This is a genomic window from Flavobacterium sp. HSC-61S13 (assembly GCF_024171535.1).
Taxonomy (GTDB): domain Bacteria; phylum Bacteroidota; class Bacteroidia; order Flavobacteriales; family Flavobacteriaceae; genus Flavobacterium.
Window position 1 is genome coordinate 1 of the sequence record NZ_JALJZV010000016.1, and the last position, 18,674, is coordinate 18,674.

Sequence of the window (18,674 nt, forward strand, 5' to 3'; positions counted from 1 at the left end):
ATGTCAACACCGTTTTTAGTCCATTGAATCGTATAATCCTTAGCGTCTAAATCTCCTCCAAGAACCAAAGAACCACCTGGACAGATCGCATTACCGCCTTCGATAACAAGATCTTCTCCCAAATCTGGTGTTCCGATATCAAAACTACGAGCATTAAAAAATACCGCAGATGTGTGACTTGATGAACCACAAAAATCCATTACCGCCAATTTAATGTGGTATTTACGACCGGGTATCACCTTAACCGTACGTGAACTCAATGGAATTGTTGATCCAGAAAAGTTGAAAGGAGCACCTGCAGGATTCGATTGATTGTTAGTATACTGATTCCAATAATACTGCGGATTTACACTTACACAACCAGCACCTGATTTACCGGTATCTCTAATCGTATTCAATGCAATCGGTGTATTGGTACCCGGTAATTTCGCTAAATTCTCTCCGATTCCGGTGGTAGTATCAATCAACCAAGCAGCAAATAAGGCTCCGTTTCCACATTCGTAAGTACATCCACTAACATAACTATTCGAAGCAAATAAATATTCGAATTTAATCGTATCCTTTACTGGGACAAAATCAAATTCCAATTGCGTTACACGCATATCTGTAGCCACCATCGGAGTTTGTGGCATTCCTCCTGTATCATTAATAGCATCGATTAAATCTTTATCTCCAGCCCAACGATTGTTATTAGTACCCGTAGTTCCACCATAAGGTCCTGGTATATATTGAACTTCACTTGTTCCTAAAACAATTCCTTCGTCAAAAGGGAATATAGAACCATTTTTATTAAAGTATCCTAAGGTATTTACTGATTTCGTAGCAGGACTTCCGTTACCTACTTTGTAAGTAACATTAGAAACCAAATTACATCCGGATTTCACCAATACGTTGGTCACCAACTCTTCAACAGTATACTGTTCGCCACTTGGGCTAATGCGCATCGGAGGTGGAATTGATGTCAAACACAAATCAAAAGGATAATCGTTGGCTGTGGTATTCCCCAATCGAACATAATACATACGTCCGATCACCAGATTACTCATAGTAGATTTTTTTATAGCATTAGTCAGATTAAAACAGCTAAATGCCGCTGCTTTGATCAACGAACAATCGGCTTTATCATAGATGGCCACATTGATGGTCCAATTGGCAACCCCTGGCACATTGATTTCCAATTGATGTAACTTACTGGTCGCAACAAACTTATACCACACATCGCGTTTCGGTCCTGGATTACAGTTCGGTTGCACTATGTTAGTACTGTTCGTTGCGTCTTTAAAGGTACCTAAGACATTCCGAACACAATCGAAAGCTGGATTCACCGGCAAATCTATAGCTCCTGCACAATCATCATTGAGTGGTGCCGCCAACAACATAGCAGCTGCCTTGTTAATTGTAGTTGTTCTTACGACATCAAAATAATCCACAAAACTATAATAGTTCAAAGAATTCTTATAATTTGGTGCATACGCCCTAGCCGATTCTTTCCAAACACTTGTACTCGAAAATAGAGGTGTTGAAAAAACAAACATCATTAATAATAATAAAATTCGCTTCATAAATTTGAGGTTTTTGGGTAATCTACTTTTATACTTGTATGTGTTTGATATTACTGATCAAAGTCAAAAAAAAAAATTCTTTACCTTTCGTATAAAAAATCCGAGTCGAAAATACGGAGAACGATCTCTATGTACTTTTTCATCCTTAAACCCTTGACTATCTAATTACATTTGTCAAATGTTGTTAACAGCATTGTAAGCAAATGTTAATTTTGAGTTTAAATTTCCAAATATAGCATTTCATACAATATATCTTCGCTAAATTTGAAAAAAAACAAAAAAAATGTCCCAAATAAAAACGATTGACAGTCAAAACCCCGCTATTGTTAAGTTTGTATTGCCAGACTTCATTATAAAAGGAGAGAGTTTTGAGTTTAAAAACATCGATGAAACCGCTTTGTCTCCATTAGCCAAACAGCTTTTCTACCTTCCATTTGTTAAAACGGTATTTATATCCAGCAATTTTGTTGCTATAGAAAAATTCTCCATAGTAGAATGGTCGGAGGTTAAAGAATTGGTTGCCGAACAGATTCAATCTTTTTTGGAAAAAGGGGGAAAAGTAATCCTTGAAGCTGAAAATAAGCTCAAAAAACAACCTATTACCATTTACGGAGAAACCACTCCAAATCCTGCAGTTCTAAAATTTGTTGCCAATAAAATTTTAACCAAGAAAGCAGTAGAGTTTAAAAATATTGATCAGACATCGTCATCACCTCTAGCGAAAGAATTGTTTCAGTTTCCTTATATCAAGGAAATATTTATCGATGAAAACTATGTTTCAGTGACCAAATACGATTCTTACGATTGGCATGAAATCACTTTGGAAGTGAGAACTTTTATTAAAAACTTTTTGGAAAACGGTCATCTCGCTGTTGAAGAAAGTTTGATTGAAGTCAGTACAGAAACCGAAAAACAAGCTGAAGCTCATTTTGACAGTTTAGACACCACTTCTCAACAAATTATTAATATACTCGAAGAATACGTAAAACCTGCTGTAGCAGCTGATGGGGGAAACATTGCCTTCCAGTCCTACGACAAGGAACAGAACATGGTCAGTGTAATTCTACAAGGTGCTTGTAGCGGTTGTCCTTCCTCAACATTTACTTTAAAAAACGGTATCGAAAACATGCTTAGACAAATGCTAAATGACGAAAGCATTCGTGTTGAAGCTAGTAACGGTTAAACAACAATCAATTTATAAAGAATATAAAAGCCATCTCATTCGATGGCTTTTTTGTTTTTAATCTACACTCGAAACTGATCACCAAAACCAGCACTAAGACTAAAATGCAATTAAACACGTTAAATACTATACTTAAACCTCCCAACTTCATCAATCCACAACAATATTAACTTAAATAAAAAGAGGAGCCACTTTGCACAAGTAACTCCTCCTTCATACATCACAAATAAGATTAACTATTTCTTTACATGTAAATCAAACTCTTTAAACAACTCTAGTAATCCCATAGTTGCTTTGATTAAATCATCGGTTTCAAACAAGATAGAAAAATACAGTTTACTATTTTTCGGACTAGTCTCGGTTGTTCTAATACGGATAATTTGTTTTTGTATCAAACTATCTACATATGCAATCAAGGTTTCTTTATCCTTTAACAAACTTTCAATTTGAGAGAAATCTTCATCAGAGAAGGTTCTTTGAATCTTATCAAACAATTCTTGTAACTGGCGATCGGTGTTTTTCAAATCTCGGATTTGATTAAACTTCAATTTCTTGTGATTATTATCAACATGAGTAAAGCTATTTTGAGCAATAAAACTGACCGCCTTAACCATATCTTGTAGATAACCCAGAGTCAAAATATAAAATTTACTAGCCTCAACAGAAGTCTCATCTAAATTTTTAACGAAGAAATAGACATTACCCTTTAGTTCTTCAATCTGCTTTTCTAGTTTTTTTAATTTTTTCTTACTCTGCTTTAATTTACTCAACTCTTGTAATCCCAAACTGTCAATCACCGAGATATACAATTCTTTAGTTTCTCCAATAACCGTTGCTATTTGAGCGGAACTTTCTGAAACCACCCCCTGTATTGTAACAATATCATGCGAATTGAGTTCGGATGCTTTCGCAGCATCTTTAGCTTTAGTTTTTTTCTGATGCTTTTTATTACTTCTATACAACAAAATACCCACCAAGATTAACATCCCTACTACGGCGTATACTTCTCCGATTTTCAGAATATAGGCTATTACAAATGCAGCTAAAAACGCTACAACTGCCGTTATAACCCATCCTCCAATCACATTAAATACTCCTGCTACTCTATATACTGCTGTATCACGATCCCAAGCACCGTCAGCAAAAGATGTTCCCATAGCCACCATAAAAGTCACATAAGTAGTAGAAAGGGGTAATTGCATGGAAGTACCGATTGAAATTAAGATACTGGCCACCATCAGGTTTACCGAAGCTCGAACCATATCAAAAGCCGGCTCTTCCATCTTCTTATTTTTCACCTTAAGTGGTTTTTCAAAACTTTTATCAATTTTTAATTGCAGTGATTTTGGTAAAAAGTAGTTAATCCCAACTCCAATATAAACCATACCTCTCACAATTACCTTTGACAAAATATTGGGAGTAAATTTCTCAGTCGTAGTACCGGTATCTTGACGCGCTAAATTCATTTCTGTTTCGATTACATTTCGCGCTTTTTTTGAAGTCCATAAGGTATAAACCATCACCAAACCAGCAATCACTAAGAAATAAAACGGTGCCACTATATTGTCGTTAGCCAATTCGCCCATCATATACGCATTGGGGTCTATTCCAGAACCCGCAAAAAATTCATAGGACTGAAAGGCAGCAATAGGTACTCCGATAAAATTGACCAAATCATTACCTGCAAAGGCCAAGGCTAATGCAAAAGTCCCTATAATGATAATCACTTTTAAAATATTGATTCTAAAAAGACTCATTAATAGTTGTGAAAACAAGGTCCAAAAAACAAAAGATAAAGCGACGATTCGAAACTGATGATGATCAATCCAAGAATAGGTCTCTTTAGAAATAAAAGACACGCTTTTAAGCCCTTTTATTAAAATAAAGAAAGTGATCGCAGTAATGGCTATACCTCCAAACAAGGCGCCAAAATATTTTAATCTCTTATCGACATGAAACGTAAAAAACATCCTTGAAACATATTGTACCAAGGTACCTATAGTGAAAGACAAAATCACTGAAAGCAATATGCTGTAGATAATTTCAGTCGCTTTTTCCGTGTTTATATATTGAGGTAGTGTTGCAAGCCCACCATCCGTCATAACAATTTTAACAACAGCTAAACAAACTGCTGCTCCAAGTAGTTCAAAAACGATAGAAACCGTAGTAGAAGTAGGTAATCCCAGCGAATTAAATACATCTAACAAAAGTACGTCTGTGATCATTACAGCCAAAAAGATGATCATCACGTCGTTAAAACTAAACATGCTGGGGACAAAGATTCCGCTTCGAGCAATCTCCATCATTCCATTAGAGAAAAGCGCGCCGACCAAAATCCCTAAAGTAGCGACTACCATAATGGTTTTGAAGGGAACCGCTTTAGATCCAATTGCTGAATTCAAAAAATTCACAGCATCGTTACTTACCCCAACAGTTATATCAATCACTGCCAAAATTGCCAAAGCAATCAACATAACCACAAAAATCTGATCCATATTGTCTTTTATTATTTGCGTTGCAAAAATCAGGTTTCCAATTGTTTTTTACGTTAAGTTAATGTTATCAAACAATTAAACCCGATGATTCCTTCAAAGATACAAACTGTTTTTATACCAATTAATTCTAGTGGTATTTATTACCTTTACCTTTTAAAACAATTTCCTATGAACGAATTATCCTCCGAATCAAGTCCGTATTTATTGCAACATTCCCAAAACCCCATACATTGGAAAAGTTGGAATGCAAAGTCTTTAAAACAAGCTCAGGAAGAGAATAAGCTCATCGTAGTGAGCATTGGGTATTCGACCTGTCACTGGTGTCATGTCATGGAACACGAAAGTTTTGAAACCGAAGAGGTAGCACAACTGATGAACAGTCATTTTATATCGATTAAAATCGATCGTGAAGAGCGCCCAGACTTGGATGCTTTTTATATGAAAGCCGTTCAATTGATGACCAAACAAGGAGGATGGCCACTCAATGTAGTTTGCTTACCCAATGGAAGTCCTATATGGGGCGGAACCTATTTCCCTAAAGAAAATTGGATGGAAGCACTAGAGCAACTACAAGCTCTTTTTGCGACTGATGCAAGCAGGGTTAATGAATTTGCAGAACAGCTTCACGAAGGAATCACGTTATTGAGTGGTATCCCCAATGCCAAAGAAACTGTTACCCCCCTTGATGATTTAATCTCAAAGTGGAAAAAAAGTTTTGATTGGGAATATGGCGGATACAGTAGAGCACCCAAGTTTATGATGCCCAACAACCTTTCTTTTTTACAAAAATACGGCTATTTAAACCAGGATGAAACCCTTCTAAACTACATAGACTTAACCTTGACGAAAATGGCCTGGGGAGGGATCTTTGACACGGTACACGGTGGTTTTTCACGATACTCCGTCGATCATAAGTGGCATATACCTCATTTTGAAAAAATGCTATACGACAATGCACAGCTTTTAAGCGTATATGCGGATGCCTACAAAAGAACCAAAGACCCACTTTATAAAACTTGCCTTGAAAAGACGATTTTATTTTTGGAATCAGAGCTTTCCAATGGCGAAGGAGGTTTTTATTCGGCCTTAGACGCAGATAGTTTGACAAAAGGCGGTAAACTGCTCGAAGGAGCCTATTACATTTGGACAAAATCGGAAATGGAAGATTTAATCCGCGAGGATTTTTATTTATTTGAACAAGTTTTTAACGTTAATGAATTCGGCTATTGGGAAGACAATTATTATGTACTGATACAAAACCAGTCGCTGGAAACTATCGCGCTCCATAACAATATACCGCTATCTGAATTGGTTGCGAAAAAAATAAAATGGGAAAAAGCCTTACTAGATCACCGTAAAAACCGATCACAGCCAAGACTTGACGACAAAACACTAACAGCCTGGAACGCCCTCCTTATAATGGGCTACCTGGATACTTACACCGCTTTAAACGAATCTATTCACCTGAAAAAAGCTAAGGGAATTTGCGCTTTTATTTCAGACAAAATGTGGTCAGAAACCGGTTTATTTCATACTTACAAAAACGGCAAAGCAACCATTGCAGCTTTTCTCGACGACCATGCTATTTTTATAGCCGCATTAATCATGCTTTACGAAAATACCTTAGAGGAAGATTACATAAAACAAGCCAAACAACTAACCGATCATTGTTTGGATGTATTTCTGAATACGGAAACGCAATTCTTTAATTTCAGCTCCGATCACGAACATGACATCATTACAAATTCTATAGAAATCGAAGACAATGTAATACCTGCCTCAAACTCTTATATGGCTCAAAACTTGATCAAACTCGGTATTCTATACGAAAACACTCATTATACCAAGTTGGGACAAAACATGGTCGAAACCATTAAAAAACAGATCGATTATGCATCCGCTTATTCCAATTGGCTACTTGCGGATTTATACCTATCAAATCCTTCCGAATTAGCGATCACCGGTCCAAATGCCCTAGCCGAAACACTTGCTATCAAACAGCAAATACTCACTAAAACAGCCGTATTTGGAACAACCATAGAATCGACTATACCGTTTTTTAAAAATCGTTATGATTCCAAAGAAACTATGTTTTATTTTTGTCACAATCAATCCTGTCAACGTCCAGAAAGCGATGCAGCATTTTTAGAACAACACACCCTATAATTCATGGAAAAGACCGATCAACTTCTCTCCAAATACTTAGAAGCTATCATTGATTATATCCCCAACATCGTTGGGGCTTTAGTGATTTTAATTATCGGATTAATCATCATTCGACTGTTGAAGAAATTCGCACAAAGAATTTTTTTAAAACAGCACTTAGACCCCACTTCAATCAGTTTTTTACTCGATGGAATTATTTGGGCCTTGCGCGCACTGCTCTTTATCGCCATCGTTTCGAAACTGGGAATTGAAACCACTTCATTTGTAACCGTATTGGGTGCCATGAGTTTGGCCATTGGATTATCCTTGCAGGGATCTTTAGCCAATTTTGCTGGCGGCGTGTTAATCATACTTTTCAAACCTTTTAGAATAGGCGATGTTATTGAAGCACAAGCAGAAGTCGGAAAAGTGTTAGAAATACATATTTTTTCCACTAAAATAGTTACGTATCAAAACCAAGTTTTATACATACCAAACGGCATACTATCCAACGGAAAAATTAAAAACTACTCGCAAAACAAACTGCGTAAGACCGAGGTACTCATACAGTCCACTTTAAATAAAAACAGTACGGAATTTATAGAAAAAATGAATGGCTTACTATTAGCCAACGATTTGGTTTTAAAAAAGCCCGATCCTAGAATTTTAATCAAAGAAGTGTTGGACGCTAAAGTCACCTACAATGTACAAGTGTGGGTTGAAAACCACAATCACACCGAGGTTTCTTCGTTTATTTTACAAAAGGGAAAAGAGATCTTTTCCGAGATTGACTAAAAAGAAACTTATTTCTTTTTAGTCAACATCAAAAAATCTTTTAAATAAAAAGGTTCGAAATACGCCACATCTTCAAAATCCTTAGCAAGGTATTTTTGCCAAGCTAGCATCCCCATATCCTTGGCGGATGGGTATTGAATTTCATCGTAAAAAACACAGTTATCAGCCGTAAACAATTCTTTACATTTAGTTGCCCCATCACCAATAAAGTGCAAGGCTTGTGGTTGAAGATAGTCAAAGGCATCCTGTGTCAATACCAATGCTTTGGTATCTTCTATCATGTTGTGATCAACGGTAAAAACAGCAGTAAAGACTTCCATTCGCCTAGCATCAATCATTGGAATAATCAAACCTTTATCTATACTTAATTGTTCCGCTAAAACACTTAAGGTGTTAATCGCTATTAAGGGTAATCCTAAAGCATAACACAGTCCTTTTACAGCCGAAACCCCAATTCTTAAGCCAGTATACGACCCAGGTCCTTTACTGACCGCTAAGGCACTTAAATCTTTAAATTTTAAATCCAGCTGTGCGAGTACTTCATCGATATAGAGATGTAATTTCTCTGCATGACTAAAATTTTCTTCCGCCATTTCTTTTGTAAGTAATACTTCGCCATCACCCGATATGGAAACCGAACAATTTTTGGTTGCCGTTTCCACGCTTAATATATAAACCACTATTTTTTAACTTTAATATTAATTTCTCGTTGTACTTGTTGTCCCTCTTCCAGCTCTCGATTAACCACGGCATAAGGACCTACAATAATAACATCCTCTGCTTGCAATCCTTCTATAATTTCAATATTACGATCGTCTTGAATACCGGTTTTTATCCATTTCAGCTTAGCAACACCATTAGTCAATACAAATACCGCTTCTTGTGGTTTAGTTGCATCAGTCCCCTGCATATTTTCTGATATCGTAGTACCTAGACTGTCTTGCACTGCTTTCATCACAATAGCACTGATAGGTACTGTAAAAATACCCTCGCGTTTATTGGTTACGATATCAACAGTCGCGGTCATTCCCGGTCTAAAAGGCGAGTAATTGGACGGTTTTCCATCTAACAGATCCTCATAGGATTCTTTTGATATACGCACCTTCACCTTAAAGTTTGTTACCTGATCTGCCGTAAGGGTCACACTCGCAGAATTAGAAATACTGGTAACAACCCCTCTAAACTCTTTTTTCAGATAAGCATCTACCTCAATTTTTGCTTCATTACCTACTTTGATCTTAACAATATCATTCTCATTCACATCAACCTCTACTTCCATATTATTCAGGTTGGCCACACGTAAAAGCTCTGTTCCTGCCATTTGTTGGGTCCCCAACACACGCTCTCCCAACTCTACATCTAGACGTGAGATTGTTCCATCTACCGGTGCATAAATCGTCGTTCTATTTAGATTGTCTTTCGACTCTGTCAAAGAAGCTTGGGTACTCTGTACGGTAAAAAACGCCGCATTCTTTACCGCCGTAGCCACTTCATAGGCCGACACTACTTTGTCCCATTCCGCTTTTGAAATCACCCCTTTTTCAAACAAGATTTTATTACGATCATAATTCAATTTAGCTTCTTTCAATTGCGCCTCAGCTTGATTTAATCCCGCTTTACTGTTTGACAAAGACGCAACCATTCTATCCACCCCCGATTCATACAAGTCAGGATTGATCCGTACCAACAGCTCTCCTTTTTTTACGACCTGTCCCTCTTTTACCGGCAAATCGATGATCTCACCCGACACTTCCGAAGATATTTTAACCTCGATTTCTGGTTGAATTTTACCTGTTGCAGAAACTGTTTGCGTTATCGCACTTTTCTTCAACTGTAGCGTTTCTACCTTTTTTATCTGATTATTATCGCCCAAAACATTGGTTTTATATAATGCTACCACAACAACGATAGCCACAAGAACCAGCGTAATAAGGATGTATTTAGTTCTTTTTTTCATAAGTAGAAGTATTCATAATTTAAGGTCAAACAATAAAGCTAAGGCGGCATAATTTACGCGGTCAGAGTAATAATATTAATTACTAATTCTCAAAAAGAGGAATTCCAAAATAGTACTCCAATATTTTTGTTTTAAAGATGTAATCGTATTTAGCGCGAAGCACTTCTGATTGCGCATTAACCAATAAGGTTTGAACTTGATTGAGTTCGAATATATTCATCAGCCCAACTTGATACCGTTGTTTGGCATATTCCAACGATAACTCACGGGCTTCTAAAGTACTTTTTGCTGCCTCAAAACTCTTTAAAGCACTTTGCGTATCGGTATAAGCGGTATATACCGCTTGTTTCAATTTTAAATCGGTTTGTTCTTTTTCATTTTTAGTTTGCTGTAGCGCTACCCTACTCATACGCACATTATTTCTTGCGCTCCACCCATTAAAAATAGGGATATTAATACCAACTCCAAAACTTTGTCCTTTATTACTATCAAACTGATCAAACAAGGATTCTGGACCAGAAATAATCGGTACCATATTGGGTTGCACTACGTTTTGATTGGTATTTTCTACGATTCCAATCACACGAGTCGGACTGTTTGGATCTAAGGTTTGTCCCGTTACACGATCATTATAGGCCGCACGCGTTGCAAAGCTATAAAACCCTCTAATACTAGGCAAAAACATTCCGCGGGCAATATCCACTTCTTTTGCTGCTATTTCTACTTTGGTTTGAGCTAATCGAAGATCTACCTGACTTATTTTTGCTTGCTCCAAAATTTCATCTGCCGTTTTCAACATCACTTCACTATGAGCCACTTCATAATCTTGATCGGCAATATCAAATGCCTGAAAATTATCCATTTGCAACAGTTGTGCCAAGGCCAATCTAGAGATTAAAACTGCGTTATCAGCGACAATTACCTTTTGTTGTGTATTGGCCACAGTGGCTCTAATATCCAACAAGTCTCCAGCTGGAACCACCCCTGCGGTAACCAACTCTTGTGTTCTAATTAATTGTTGGTTATCGTATTTTAATTGTGCCTCGTTGGAATGCAACAACTCCTTATTAAAGATAATTTGTAAATATGCATTAATCACATTTAATGCAATATCCTCTCTCATCTTTTGAGATTGATATTGAGATGACAACAAACTCAAGCGCGATTTAAGCAACTGATTCTGGTTTTGAAGCCCCTTAAAAATATCTATAGCTACATCCACTCCTGCAGAAGTAAACTGGGTAGTTTGATTCTCTAATATACCGGTAGTAATATTTTGATTTAAACCCAAGGTCCAAGAATGATTAGATTGAGCACTAACGGTGGGTAAAAAACTCCCCCAAGCCGACTGTTTACCAATAAAGGCTCTTTCTTGATCTAAATCAATTTGTTTGATATCGATGTTATGCTCCAAAGCATAGGAAACACACTCTTGCAACGTCCAATTTTTATCTTGAGCCATCCCACTAAAGCTACCTCCCAACAAAACACAAAACAACAGTACTAGCCTATTTGCTTTATATTTTTCGATCCTATTAATAAAGTTCATAAGCAACGATCATTTATCTATATGACGCTAAAAGCATCTTTGTGTTACAACTAATAAAAATAAAAAAAAAACCGTCGTAAGACGGTTTTATAATATAGCTTTTTTTTGTTTCTTTTTTTTAACAACCCTATACACTAGATATCCGACTACACCGACTAACAAATAGGGGAATATCATCAGATAGACAATCCCATCATTTACTGCGGCGGCTTGAACTCCGGACTCTTCTGTTTCCAAAGCAGCTCTACACATAGCGCATTGCGCTGATGCGGAAAAAGTGGACAATATAAAAAATAAGCTTACAAAAAATAAATTTTTAATCATTGAGCTTTTCATAATATACAATTAATAAACATAATAGGGTGAAATCATTAAATACACGACAACTCCAGTTACAGCAACATACAACCATAAAGGAAAGGCATATCTCGCAATTTTCTTATGCAAATCGTACTTCCCTAATAGCGCTCTTACATAAGTCACCAATACAATTGGAATAATAACTACAGATAAAACGATATGACTGATTAGGATAATAAAGTAAATGGTTTTCAAAACACCTTCTCCTCCATAAGAAGTAGAATTAGAAGTCATGTGATACGCTACATACATACCTAAAAACAAAACAGAACACAAAATACAAACCTTCATAATGTTTTCATGAAGTTTTCTATTACCCTTTTTAATAGCGATGACTGCCGCAATCAAAAGCACCGCCGTAAGTCCATTGATACTCGCATAAATCGGAGGCAAAAACGAAAGTGGCTCCACGTTTGGAATCTTAACACCAAACAAAATAACTACTACAATCGGTATGATAACCGATAATATAATAATCCAAGTATTGTATCTTTTTTCAACTGATTTATCCATTACTCTTCTAATAACAATTTAATATCTTCCTTAATCATCTTAACACCTTGGTCATCGGTTCCGTCGTAATAGAGTATAGGATTTCCAAACTCATCTTTTCTACAACGAATATTACCATCCTTATCTATTAATGCAAACAAACCTGAGTGTTCAAATCCACCAGGTACATTTGAATTTGCCGCAGCATAAAGGTTGAATTTTTTAGACAAACTAAAAATATAATCTGCATCACCTGTTAACATATACCAAAATGGCAATTTAACGCCCAGCTCTTCAGCATGAGCTTTCAGTGCAGCCGGTGTATCATTTTTAGGATCTATGGTTATAGACGCGACACCAAACTTCAGATTTCCATAAAACTCCTTTTGGATGGTAAGCATGTTTTGATTCATTATTGGACAGATCGTCGGACACTGTGCAAAAAAGAATTCCAAGACATAAACCTTACCTTTATAATCTTCATTTGTAATGATTTTGTCATTTTGATTGGTCAACTTAAACTCTGGCGCTGGACCGATCACCACCAAGTCTGATTTTTCAAATTTAGCAATAATCTTAGGTACTGCCCAAATTCCAAAAATCAAAATGATAAACGAAATACCTATATATGATTTATTTTTCATGATTGAGTTATATTACTTATTAGGTTCACTAACAATTTTATTATACTTTTTAAGAGCCAATCTGTATTCTGCAAGAATAACCTTCATATCGTCCATCATTTCGTTGTGCAATTCGGCAGCTGATATGGTGTTATAACCTTCTTTATATTCTTCTAATCCTTTTTTATTTTTACCTTTTCGCCCTCTAAGATTTTTTTCTTTGTCCAGAATAAAGACATTTGGAGTTCCAAGATTAGCATCTAGTTTTCCCTGAAGTTTAAATGAATCATAAAAAACCTGGATTTGTTCTGGCTCGAGAAAAACATAATCCCATTTTTCTAGGTCCGAAATCGGCTCCAACTCAGTACGAACTCTTTTAACCTCTTCCTCACTTCCGATAGGTGCAACAAACACCACTTGAAAGTCGTTAAAATCGCGATATCTCTTATAGATCTTTTGATCTAAATTAAAAGCATTACCCCGATCTCTAAACATATCACTACCCGGAAATCCGATGACAGTGATTTTATCCTTTAAGACGATTGGCTGACCAGACCAAGTTTTACCTTCTGGCAGTTCATCTACTCCCTCCGTCAACGTCGGTAATTTTGCAAACTGATTAACTCCTGTAGCAAAAAACAGATACGCACAAATAGGCATGATAAACAAAACGGTAAGTACAATATATTTTTTCATTTCTAGAATATATTTTATGTAAGGTTAGGTGCTATTACAAGACGAACTCCGATATTATATTTCGAAAGTTAAACACTTTGTAGTACTGATTTCATCTGTTGATAAAATCTAATGTAGTACAAGTCTTCAATACATGTTCGAAGGCAAATGAATCAAAAAGCAAATCATCCGCTGGTATATTCCGGTCTTCTAAGTAAACCGTACAAAAATAAAAAAAGGCGATTAATAAATCGCCTTTAAATACTTAATATGTTATTAAAATATCCACTTGTAAATGGAGTTATGATTGAATACATCATAAATATAAGATCCTTCAATTAAGAGTAAAGTTACCATATAAGCAATTAAGAAGGCTAAAATACCCACTACGGACCATCTTAACGCTGCTTTCTCCCCTTCTAAGTGCATAAATGCCCACATGATGTAGTATGCCTTCCAAAGGGTCAACAAGATGAAAATCCAGTTTAATAAACTTAAATGTAAAACATGCGTGTAGTGTAAAAAGTCTGGTTTAAAAATACCGAAAACAACTTCCACTATAGTTATCAAAGAAAGAATTACGAATACGGTCCAAATTCTCTTTGTATTTGATTGATGCGCTGTACCTGTTGATGCTGCCATTTTTCTTAAATTTTAAAAAATTAAACTAAGTAGAAGAAAGTAAATACGAATACCCACACTAAATCGACAAAGTGCCAGTACAAACCTCCTTTTTCAACCATTTCATAAGATCTTCTTCTTTCATAAGTTCCCAATAATACATTGAAGAAAATCACTATATTGATCAGTACTCCAGTGAAAACGTGAAATCCGTGAAATCCAGTTATAAAGAAAAAGAAATCTGCAAAAACTTTATGTCCATATTCGTTATGTTTAAGGTTTGCACCCTCCACAACCATTACAGCATCTTTTAAGTGATCTGCCGAAGCTTCTCTAGACAATATTATCTTATGCTTGGTTTCATCTACAAACTGCGTTCTAATGCGCACATTTGGATTCGCTTCAAAACCAGCTTTAACTTCTTCTAAAGAATAAGAAGGAACAGTAGAACCGCTAATAAACCAAGCCCCTGTATTTCTTTCCTTTTGAACACGTTGTTTATCTGCAGAATGAACTGCAAAATCAGCCAAAGCGATTTGCTTACCGTCTTCTCCAACGAATTGTAAAATTGATCCTCCGCGAGTTTCCACCGCTCCGTAAGATCCCTGAATAAAGTTTTTCCATTCCCATGCTTGAGATCCCAAGAAGATAAATCCTCCGATAATCGTCAAGAACATGTAAAAGGCTACTTTACTTTTCTTTAATTGATGTCCTGCATCTACGGCTAAAACCATAGTAACTGAAGAGAAAATCAAAATAAAGGTCATCAATGCCACATAGTACATTGGTGCATTTACTCCGTGTAAAAATGGAAAGTGATTAAACACCTCATCGGCAATAGGCCAAGAGTCCATAAATTTAAATCTCGAAAAACCGTACGCAGCAAGGAATCCTGCAAATGTTAATGAATCAGACAATATGAAATACCACATCATCATTTTTCCATAGCTCACACCTAGAGGCTCATTTCCGCCGCCCCAAATTTTTTCCTTAGTAGCTGCTGTAGTAACTGTCGCTCCCATATCAAGTTGTTAGTTAAAAAGTTCCCAAATTTAAGTCTTTTTTCTATTTATAGAAAGTAAAAAACAAAAACAAATAAATCCAAATCAAATCAAGAAAATGCCAAAACATCCCACATAACTCTATACCAAGAGTTTGACCTGAATTATACTTTTGTTTAAAATGATTATAAATTACTATTAAAAGTGATATCAATCCACCAAACAGGTGGACCACGTGTGCAATCACTACAACATATAAAAATGAGGTTGTAATGGTACTTTCACTCCCAGTAAAGAAATAACCGGATTCTATAACTTGTCCAAATCCTTTGAACTGCAAAAAAACGAATAATAAACCTAATACCAAAGTAGAAATCAAGTAAATTGTCGTCTTCTTACGATCATCTACTTTTATAGCTCTGTGAGCCATTGTAAATGTGACACTACTTAAGATTATAGCAATGGTGCTATACAAAAAAGCCGTTGGCAGTTTGAAATCGACGATCCAGTCCGGTCTCGACTTACTGATTACGTAAGCACTAGTAAGTCCGGCAAAGACCATTATAATGCTTCCCATAGCAAAAAGAAGCATCACCTTTAAGGCCTTCCCTCTTTTCTCTTCTTGTTCCTCAATACTTACATCCATAATTATCGCAAAAATTTATCTAATATATATATAATCTGAATTAGCGAAATATAGGACACACTAACCAACATCAGCGAACGCGCTGCTTTTTCAGTTCGAGTTCTATATAACTGTATCGCTGCATATAACATCCAAAGCCCTGCTAAAAACACCAATACGGCTGAAATAGGAGATAAAAACAACCTACCTGTAAGCCCCGTTGCAGGAAAAACGGAAATAACAATTAACCAAACCGTATATAATATAATCTGAAGGGCGGTTTTCTTATCTCGTTTTCCCGAAGGTAACATCGAAAAACCACCTCTTTTATAATCATCGTATAAAAACCAACCGATTGCCCAAAAATGCGGGAACTGCCAAAAAAACTGTATCAAAAACAACGTTCCGGCTTCGATTCCAAAATTATTAGTTGCCGCAACCCATCCCAACATAAAAGGAATAGCACCTGGAAAAGCACCTACAAAAACGGATAAGGGAGTAATGGTTTTTAATGGCGTATAAATACTGGTATATAGAAAAATAGAAATCGCTCCAAACATAGCTGTTTTAGGACTTACCACATACAAAATAGCGACTCCTAACAAAGTCAAAATCACCGCCAATATAAAGGCAGACGAAGGTTTAACACGACCTGCTGGTATAGGTCTATTTTGAGTACGTTTCATTTTAGCGTCCAATTCCTTTTCTATAATTTGATTATAGACATTGGATGCTCCAACCATACAATAACCACCCACAGCTAGCATTACTAGAGTCCACAAATCGACTTCACGCCAATCCAATACGGCTAGAAAATAACCGGCAATAGTTGAAAAAACAACACTAATAGCCAAACCGGCCTTGGTCATTTCTTTAAATTCCTTAAATATCGAAGTCTTGGTATCCTGTGGTATGTTCAAAGCAGTTTTCATTTCAAGTAAAATGGGATTGCAAATATACTCCAATTTTTAAAATAACTTCTAAAAACTGTGGTAGTTACTGTTAATCTTTATTTAACATTTGAATTAATATGTATTATCGGAATCCAAATTATCGACAATTGCTTTAGCCGATGAAGTCCCCAGTCTTTTCACACCCAAACCAATCATCAATTCAGCATCTTGACGGTTGCGGATACCTCCAGCTGCTTTTACCGGCAAGGGATTTGCGTTCTCCAACATCAGCACTAAAGCTTCCACGGTAGCGCCGTTTGGTCTACCATCCTCTGTCTGAAAAAAACCCGTTGAGGACTTAACAAATATTTTATCATATTGCTTTTCTTCAAATTTAGAGAGCGCGACTTTCTTGATTAAAGTCGTTAATTGAACAATCTCCATATTGCTTAAAGCAGCTACTTCAATAATCCATTTCACCGTCTTTCCCGCACCTAATGTCAATTGGGTACACTTACAGATTTGATCGCGTACCTCTTCGATCATTCCCTGCTGAAACAAACGATAGTTCACCACAAAATCCAATTCATCCGCACCTGCATCTATAGCCCGCTGCGCCTCTTCTAGCTTTTCATTCAAAGAACCCTTTCCTCCTGGAAAATCAATTACAGTACCCACCAAGACCTTTGATTCAGACAAATCGATATAAGCCCTAGCCTGAGCCACATATTGCGGCCTTAACATGACCAATTTAAAAGACTCCTCTACGGCCTCCTTGATAACTTGCTGAACAATCTTCGAATTTTCCTCTTCACTTACCCCGGCTTGAACCGCCGTTTTTAAGTAGGTCGAATCCATATAGTTTCTCAAATCCATAGTATATAAAATGAAAAGCCCCACTTTCGCGGGGCTTTGATTATTTCTTTTTGGTCGTAAATACAGATACACATAATAGCCCCAAAAAACTACCGGAGCAGTTTGCTGCCACATCTGCCCATTCCGCTCCTCTTGATACCGTGCAATAATATTGTAACAACTCAATCGTGATTCCAAATAAACTGGCACTCACAAAAACCATTAGATAAATCTTACTGGTTTTTCTCTTTTTGTCAAACAATAAATACTTACTCCACAGTATAGAAAAAACAAAATAAAAGGCAAAATGGACGATCTTATCTTTGTTAGGAATATTCAATTCAGAAACTGTAGGAATAGAACTTGCATCAATTAAACAAGCAATTCCGACTAGAATAGTCCAGACTATTGCGATCAGAAAATATATATTACGCCCCAATTAATTCTTTATATGCCGCATCTGACAGCAAATCGTCCACTTGTGATGGATCTGAAATTTTTACTTTTATCATCCAACCTGCTCCGTAAGCATCCGAATTCACTAATTCTGGATCACTTTCTAAGGTATCATTAAATTCAATAATTTCTCCAGAAAGCGGTAAGAATAAATCTGAAACCGTTTTAACGGCTTCTACAGTTCCGAATACTTCATCTCTATCTAATGTTTGATCCAAAGTTTCTACTTCTACATAAACGATGTCTCCTAACTCTCTTTGAGCGAAATCAGTGATTCCTACTGTTGCGATATCACCTTCAATCGATATCCACTCGTGGTCTTTAGTGTACTTTAAATTAGCTGGTATGTTCATTATATTTAGTTTTTAGCAAATGTATGATAATTAA

At 36.4% G+C, this 18,674-nt stretch carries 19 protein-coding genes; 3 read left to right on the top strand and 16 right to left on the bottom strand.

The features are described 5' to 3' along the window. Window positions 1-1,562 (bottom strand): choice-of-anchor L domain-containing protein (locus L1275_RS13425; RefSeq protein ID WP_253474304.1); only part of this gene is annotated, 1,562 nt, incomplete at its 3' end. A 283-nt stretch (window positions 1,563-1,845) separates the two neighbouring features. Here L1275_RS13425 and L1275_RS13430 point away from each other — a divergent pair. Further along, window positions 1,846-2,745: a NifU family protein gene (locus L1275_RS13430; protein ID WP_253474307.1), complete on the top strand. Its 900-nt coding sequence runs from the start codon at window positions 1,846-1,848 to the stop codon at window positions 2,743-2,745. A 236-nt stretch (window positions 2,746-2,981) separates the two neighbouring features. Here L1275_RS13430 and L1275_RS13435 read toward each other — a convergent pair whose 3' ends face one another. Continuing rightward, entirely contained in the window at window positions 2,982-5,240 is a 2,259-nt protein-coding gene (locus L1275_RS13435; RefSeq protein ID WP_253474310.1) for an inorganic phosphate transporter, read from the bottom strand. A 168-nt stretch (window positions 5,241-5,408) separates the two neighbouring features. Here L1275_RS13435 and L1275_RS13440 point away from each other — a divergent pair, with 168 nt between their 5' ends. Beyond that, complete coding sequence (locus tag L1275_RS13440; RefSeq protein WP_253474313.1) at window positions 5,409-7,406, top strand: thioredoxin domain-containing protein; 1,998 nt, start codon at window positions 5,409-5,411, stop codon at window positions 7,404-7,406. A gap of 3 nt (window positions 7,407-7,409) precedes the next feature. After that, window positions 7,410-8,180, top strand: coding sequence for a mechanosensitive ion channel family protein (locus tag L1275_RS13445; protein ID WP_253474316.1), 771 nt, complete (start codon window positions 7,410-7,412; stop codon window positions 8,178-8,180). A gap of 8 nt (window positions 8,181-8,188) precedes the next feature. Here L1275_RS13445 and tsaB read toward each other — a convergent pair whose 3' ends face one another. The 14 genes from tsaB to gcvH all read right to left on the bottom strand — a co-directional run bounded on the left by tsaB (window position 8,189) and on the right by gcvH (window position 18,640). Next, complete coding sequence (tsaB, locus tag L1275_RS13450; RefSeq protein ID WP_253474319.1) at window positions 8,189-8,860, bottom strand: tRNA (adenosine(37)-N6)-threonylcarbamoyltransferase complex dimerization subunit type 1 TsaB; 672 nt, start codon at window positions 8,858-8,860, stop codon at window positions 8,189-8,191. Further along, window positions 8,860-10,137, bottom strand: coding sequence for an efflux RND transporter periplasmic adaptor subunit (locus tag L1275_RS13455; protein ID WP_253474322.1), 1,278 nt, complete (start codon window positions 10,135-10,137; stop codon window positions 8,860-8,862). Before L1275_RS13455 ends, tsaB begins: the two co-directional genes overlap by 1 nt. 82 nt (window positions 10,138-10,219) lie before the next feature. Beyond that, the gene (locus tag L1275_RS13460) at window positions 10,220-11,686 is read right to left on the bottom strand and encodes a TolC family protein (protein WP_253474325.1); all 1,467 of its coding nucleotides are present in this window, start codon (window positions 11,684-11,686) and stop codon (window positions 10,220-10,222) included. A gap of 87 nt (window positions 11,687-11,773) precedes the next feature. Then, window positions 11,774-12,022, bottom strand: a complete 249-nt coding sequence (locus L1275_RS13465; RefSeq protein WP_371923484.1) for a hypothetical protein — start codon at window positions 12,020-12,022, stop codon at window positions 11,774-11,776. A gap of 9 nt (window positions 12,023-12,031) precedes the next feature. Then, the gene (locus L1275_RS13470) at window positions 12,032-12,559 is read right to left on the bottom strand and encodes a DUF420 domain-containing protein (RefSeq protein WP_253474328.1); all 528 of its coding nucleotides are present in this window, start codon (window positions 12,557-12,559) and stop codon (window positions 12,032-12,034) included. After that, a complete protein-coding gene (locus tag L1275_RS13475; protein WP_253474333.1) occupies window positions 12,559-13,182 on the bottom strand; it encodes an SCO family protein in 624 nt (207 codons plus the stop codon). The genes L1275_RS13470 and L1275_RS13475 overlap by 1 nt, the downstream gene beginning before the upstream one ends. A 12-nt stretch (window positions 13,183-13,194) precedes the next feature. Continuing rightward, window positions 13,195-13,857 (bottom strand): hypothetical protein, encoded by a 663-nt coding sequence (locus L1275_RS13480; RefSeq protein ID WP_253474336.1) that lies wholly within the window; start codon window positions 13,855-13,857, stop codon window positions 13,195-13,197. Window positions 13,858-14,112: 255 nt separating this feature from the next. Then, the gene (locus L1275_RS13485; RefSeq protein WP_253474338.1) at window positions 14,113-14,478 is read right to left on the bottom strand and encodes a cytochrome C oxidase subunit IV family protein; all 366 of its coding nucleotides are present in this window, start codon (window positions 14,476-14,478) and stop codon (window positions 14,113-14,115) included. A gap of 20 nt (window positions 14,479-14,498) precedes the next feature. After that, the gene (locus tag L1275_RS13490) at window positions 14,499-15,479 is read right to left on the bottom strand and encodes a cytochrome c oxidase subunit 3 (protein ID WP_253474341.1); all 981 of its coding nucleotides are present in this window, start codon (window positions 15,477-15,479) and stop codon (window positions 14,499-14,501) included. A 43-nt stretch (window positions 15,480-15,522) separates the two neighbouring features. After that, on the bottom strand, window positions 15,523-16,104 hold the full coding sequence (locus tag L1275_RS13495; protein WP_253474344.1) for a cytochrome c oxidase subunit 3: 582 nt from the start codon (window positions 16,102-16,104) through the stop codon (window positions 15,523-15,525). 2 nt (window positions 16,105-16,106) lie between these two features. Further along, window positions 16,107-17,003: a heme o synthase gene (gene cyoE, locus L1275_RS13500; protein WP_253474492.1), complete on the bottom strand. Its 897-nt coding sequence runs from the start codon at window positions 17,001-17,003 to the stop codon at window positions 16,107-16,109. A gap of 105 nt (window positions 17,004-17,108) precedes the next feature. After that, window positions 17,109-17,852, bottom strand: a complete 744-nt coding sequence (deoC, locus tag L1275_RS13505) for a deoxyribose-phosphate aldolase (protein ID WP_253474347.1) — start codon at window positions 17,850-17,852, stop codon at window positions 17,109-17,111. A 40-nt stretch (window positions 17,853-17,892) separates the two neighbouring features. Then, a complete protein-coding gene (locus L1275_RS13510) occupies window positions 17,893-18,270 on the bottom strand; it encodes a VanZ family protein (protein ID WP_253474350.1) in 378 nt (125 codons plus the stop codon). Next, the gene (gene gcvH, locus L1275_RS13515) at window positions 18,260-18,640 is read right to left on the bottom strand and encodes a glycine cleavage system protein GcvH (RefSeq protein WP_253474353.1); all 381 of its coding nucleotides are present in this window, start codon (window positions 18,638-18,640) and stop codon (window positions 18,260-18,262) included. The genes L1275_RS13510 and gcvH overlap by 11 nt, the downstream gene beginning before the upstream one ends. Window positions 18,641-18,674: the final 34 nt, after the last annotated feature.

What these genes read in the sequence shown, in the direction of transcription:
- L1275_RS13430 (WP_253474307.1), top strand. Translation starts at nt 1,846, where the DNA reads ATGTCCCAAATAAAAACGATTGACAGTCAAAACCCCGCTATTGTTAAG.
- L1275_RS13490 (WP_253474341.1), bottom strand. Translation starts at nt 15,479, where the DNA reads ATGGGAGCGACAGTTACTACAGCAGCTACTAAGGAAAAAATTTGGGGC.
- L1275_RS13475 (WP_253474333.1), bottom strand. Translation starts at nt 13,182, where the DNA reads ATGAAAAATAAATCATATATAGGTATTTCGTTTATCATTTTGATTTTT.
- L1275_RS13435 (WP_253474310.1), bottom strand. Translation starts at nt 5,240, where the DNA reads ATGGATCAGATTTTTGTGGTTATGTTGATTGCTTTGGCAATTTTGGCA.
- L1275_RS13470 (WP_253474328.1), bottom strand. Translation starts at nt 12,559, where the DNA reads ATGGATAAATCAGTTGAAAAAAGATACAATACTTGGATTATTATATTA.
- L1275_RS13460 (WP_253474325.1), bottom strand. Translation starts at nt 11,686, where the DNA reads ATGAACTTTATTAATAGGATCGAAAAATATAAAGCAAATAGGCTAGTA.
- L1275_RS13440 (WP_253474313.1), top strand. Translation starts at nt 5,409, where the DNA reads ATGAACGAATTATCCTCCGAATCAAGTCCGTATTTATTGCAACATTCC.
- L1275_RS13465 (WP_371923484.1), bottom strand. Translation starts at nt 12,022, where the DNA reads ATGAAAAGCTCAATGATTAAAAATTTATTTTTTGTAAGCTTATTTTTT.
- deoC (WP_253474347.1), bottom strand. Translation starts at nt 17,852, where the DNA reads ATGGATTTGAGAAACTATATGGATTCGACCTACTTAAAAACGGCGGTT.
- L1275_RS13455 (WP_253474322.1), bottom strand. Translation starts at nt 10,137, where the DNA reads ATGAAAAAAAGAACTAAATACATCCTTATTACGCTGGTTCTTGTGGCT.
- gcvH (WP_253474353.1), bottom strand. Translation starts at nt 18,640, where the DNA reads ATGAACATACCAGCTAATTTAAAGTACACTAAAGACCACGAGTGGATA.
- L1275_RS13485 (WP_253474338.1), bottom strand. Translation starts at nt 14,478, where the DNA reads ATGGCAGCATCAACAGGTACAGCGCATCAATCAAATACAAAGAGAATT.
- L1275_RS13445 (WP_253474316.1), top strand. Translation starts at nt 7,410, where the DNA reads ATGGAAAAGACCGATCAACTTCTCTCCAAATACTTAGAAGCTATCATT.
- L1275_RS13495 (WP_253474344.1), bottom strand. Translation starts at nt 16,104, where the DNA reads ATGGATGTAAGTATTGAGGAACAAGAAGAGAAAAGAGGGAAGGCCTTA.
- L1275_RS13480 (WP_253474336.1), bottom strand. Translation starts at nt 13,857, where the DNA reads ATGAAAAAATATATTGTACTTACCGTTTTGTTTATCATGCCTATTTGT.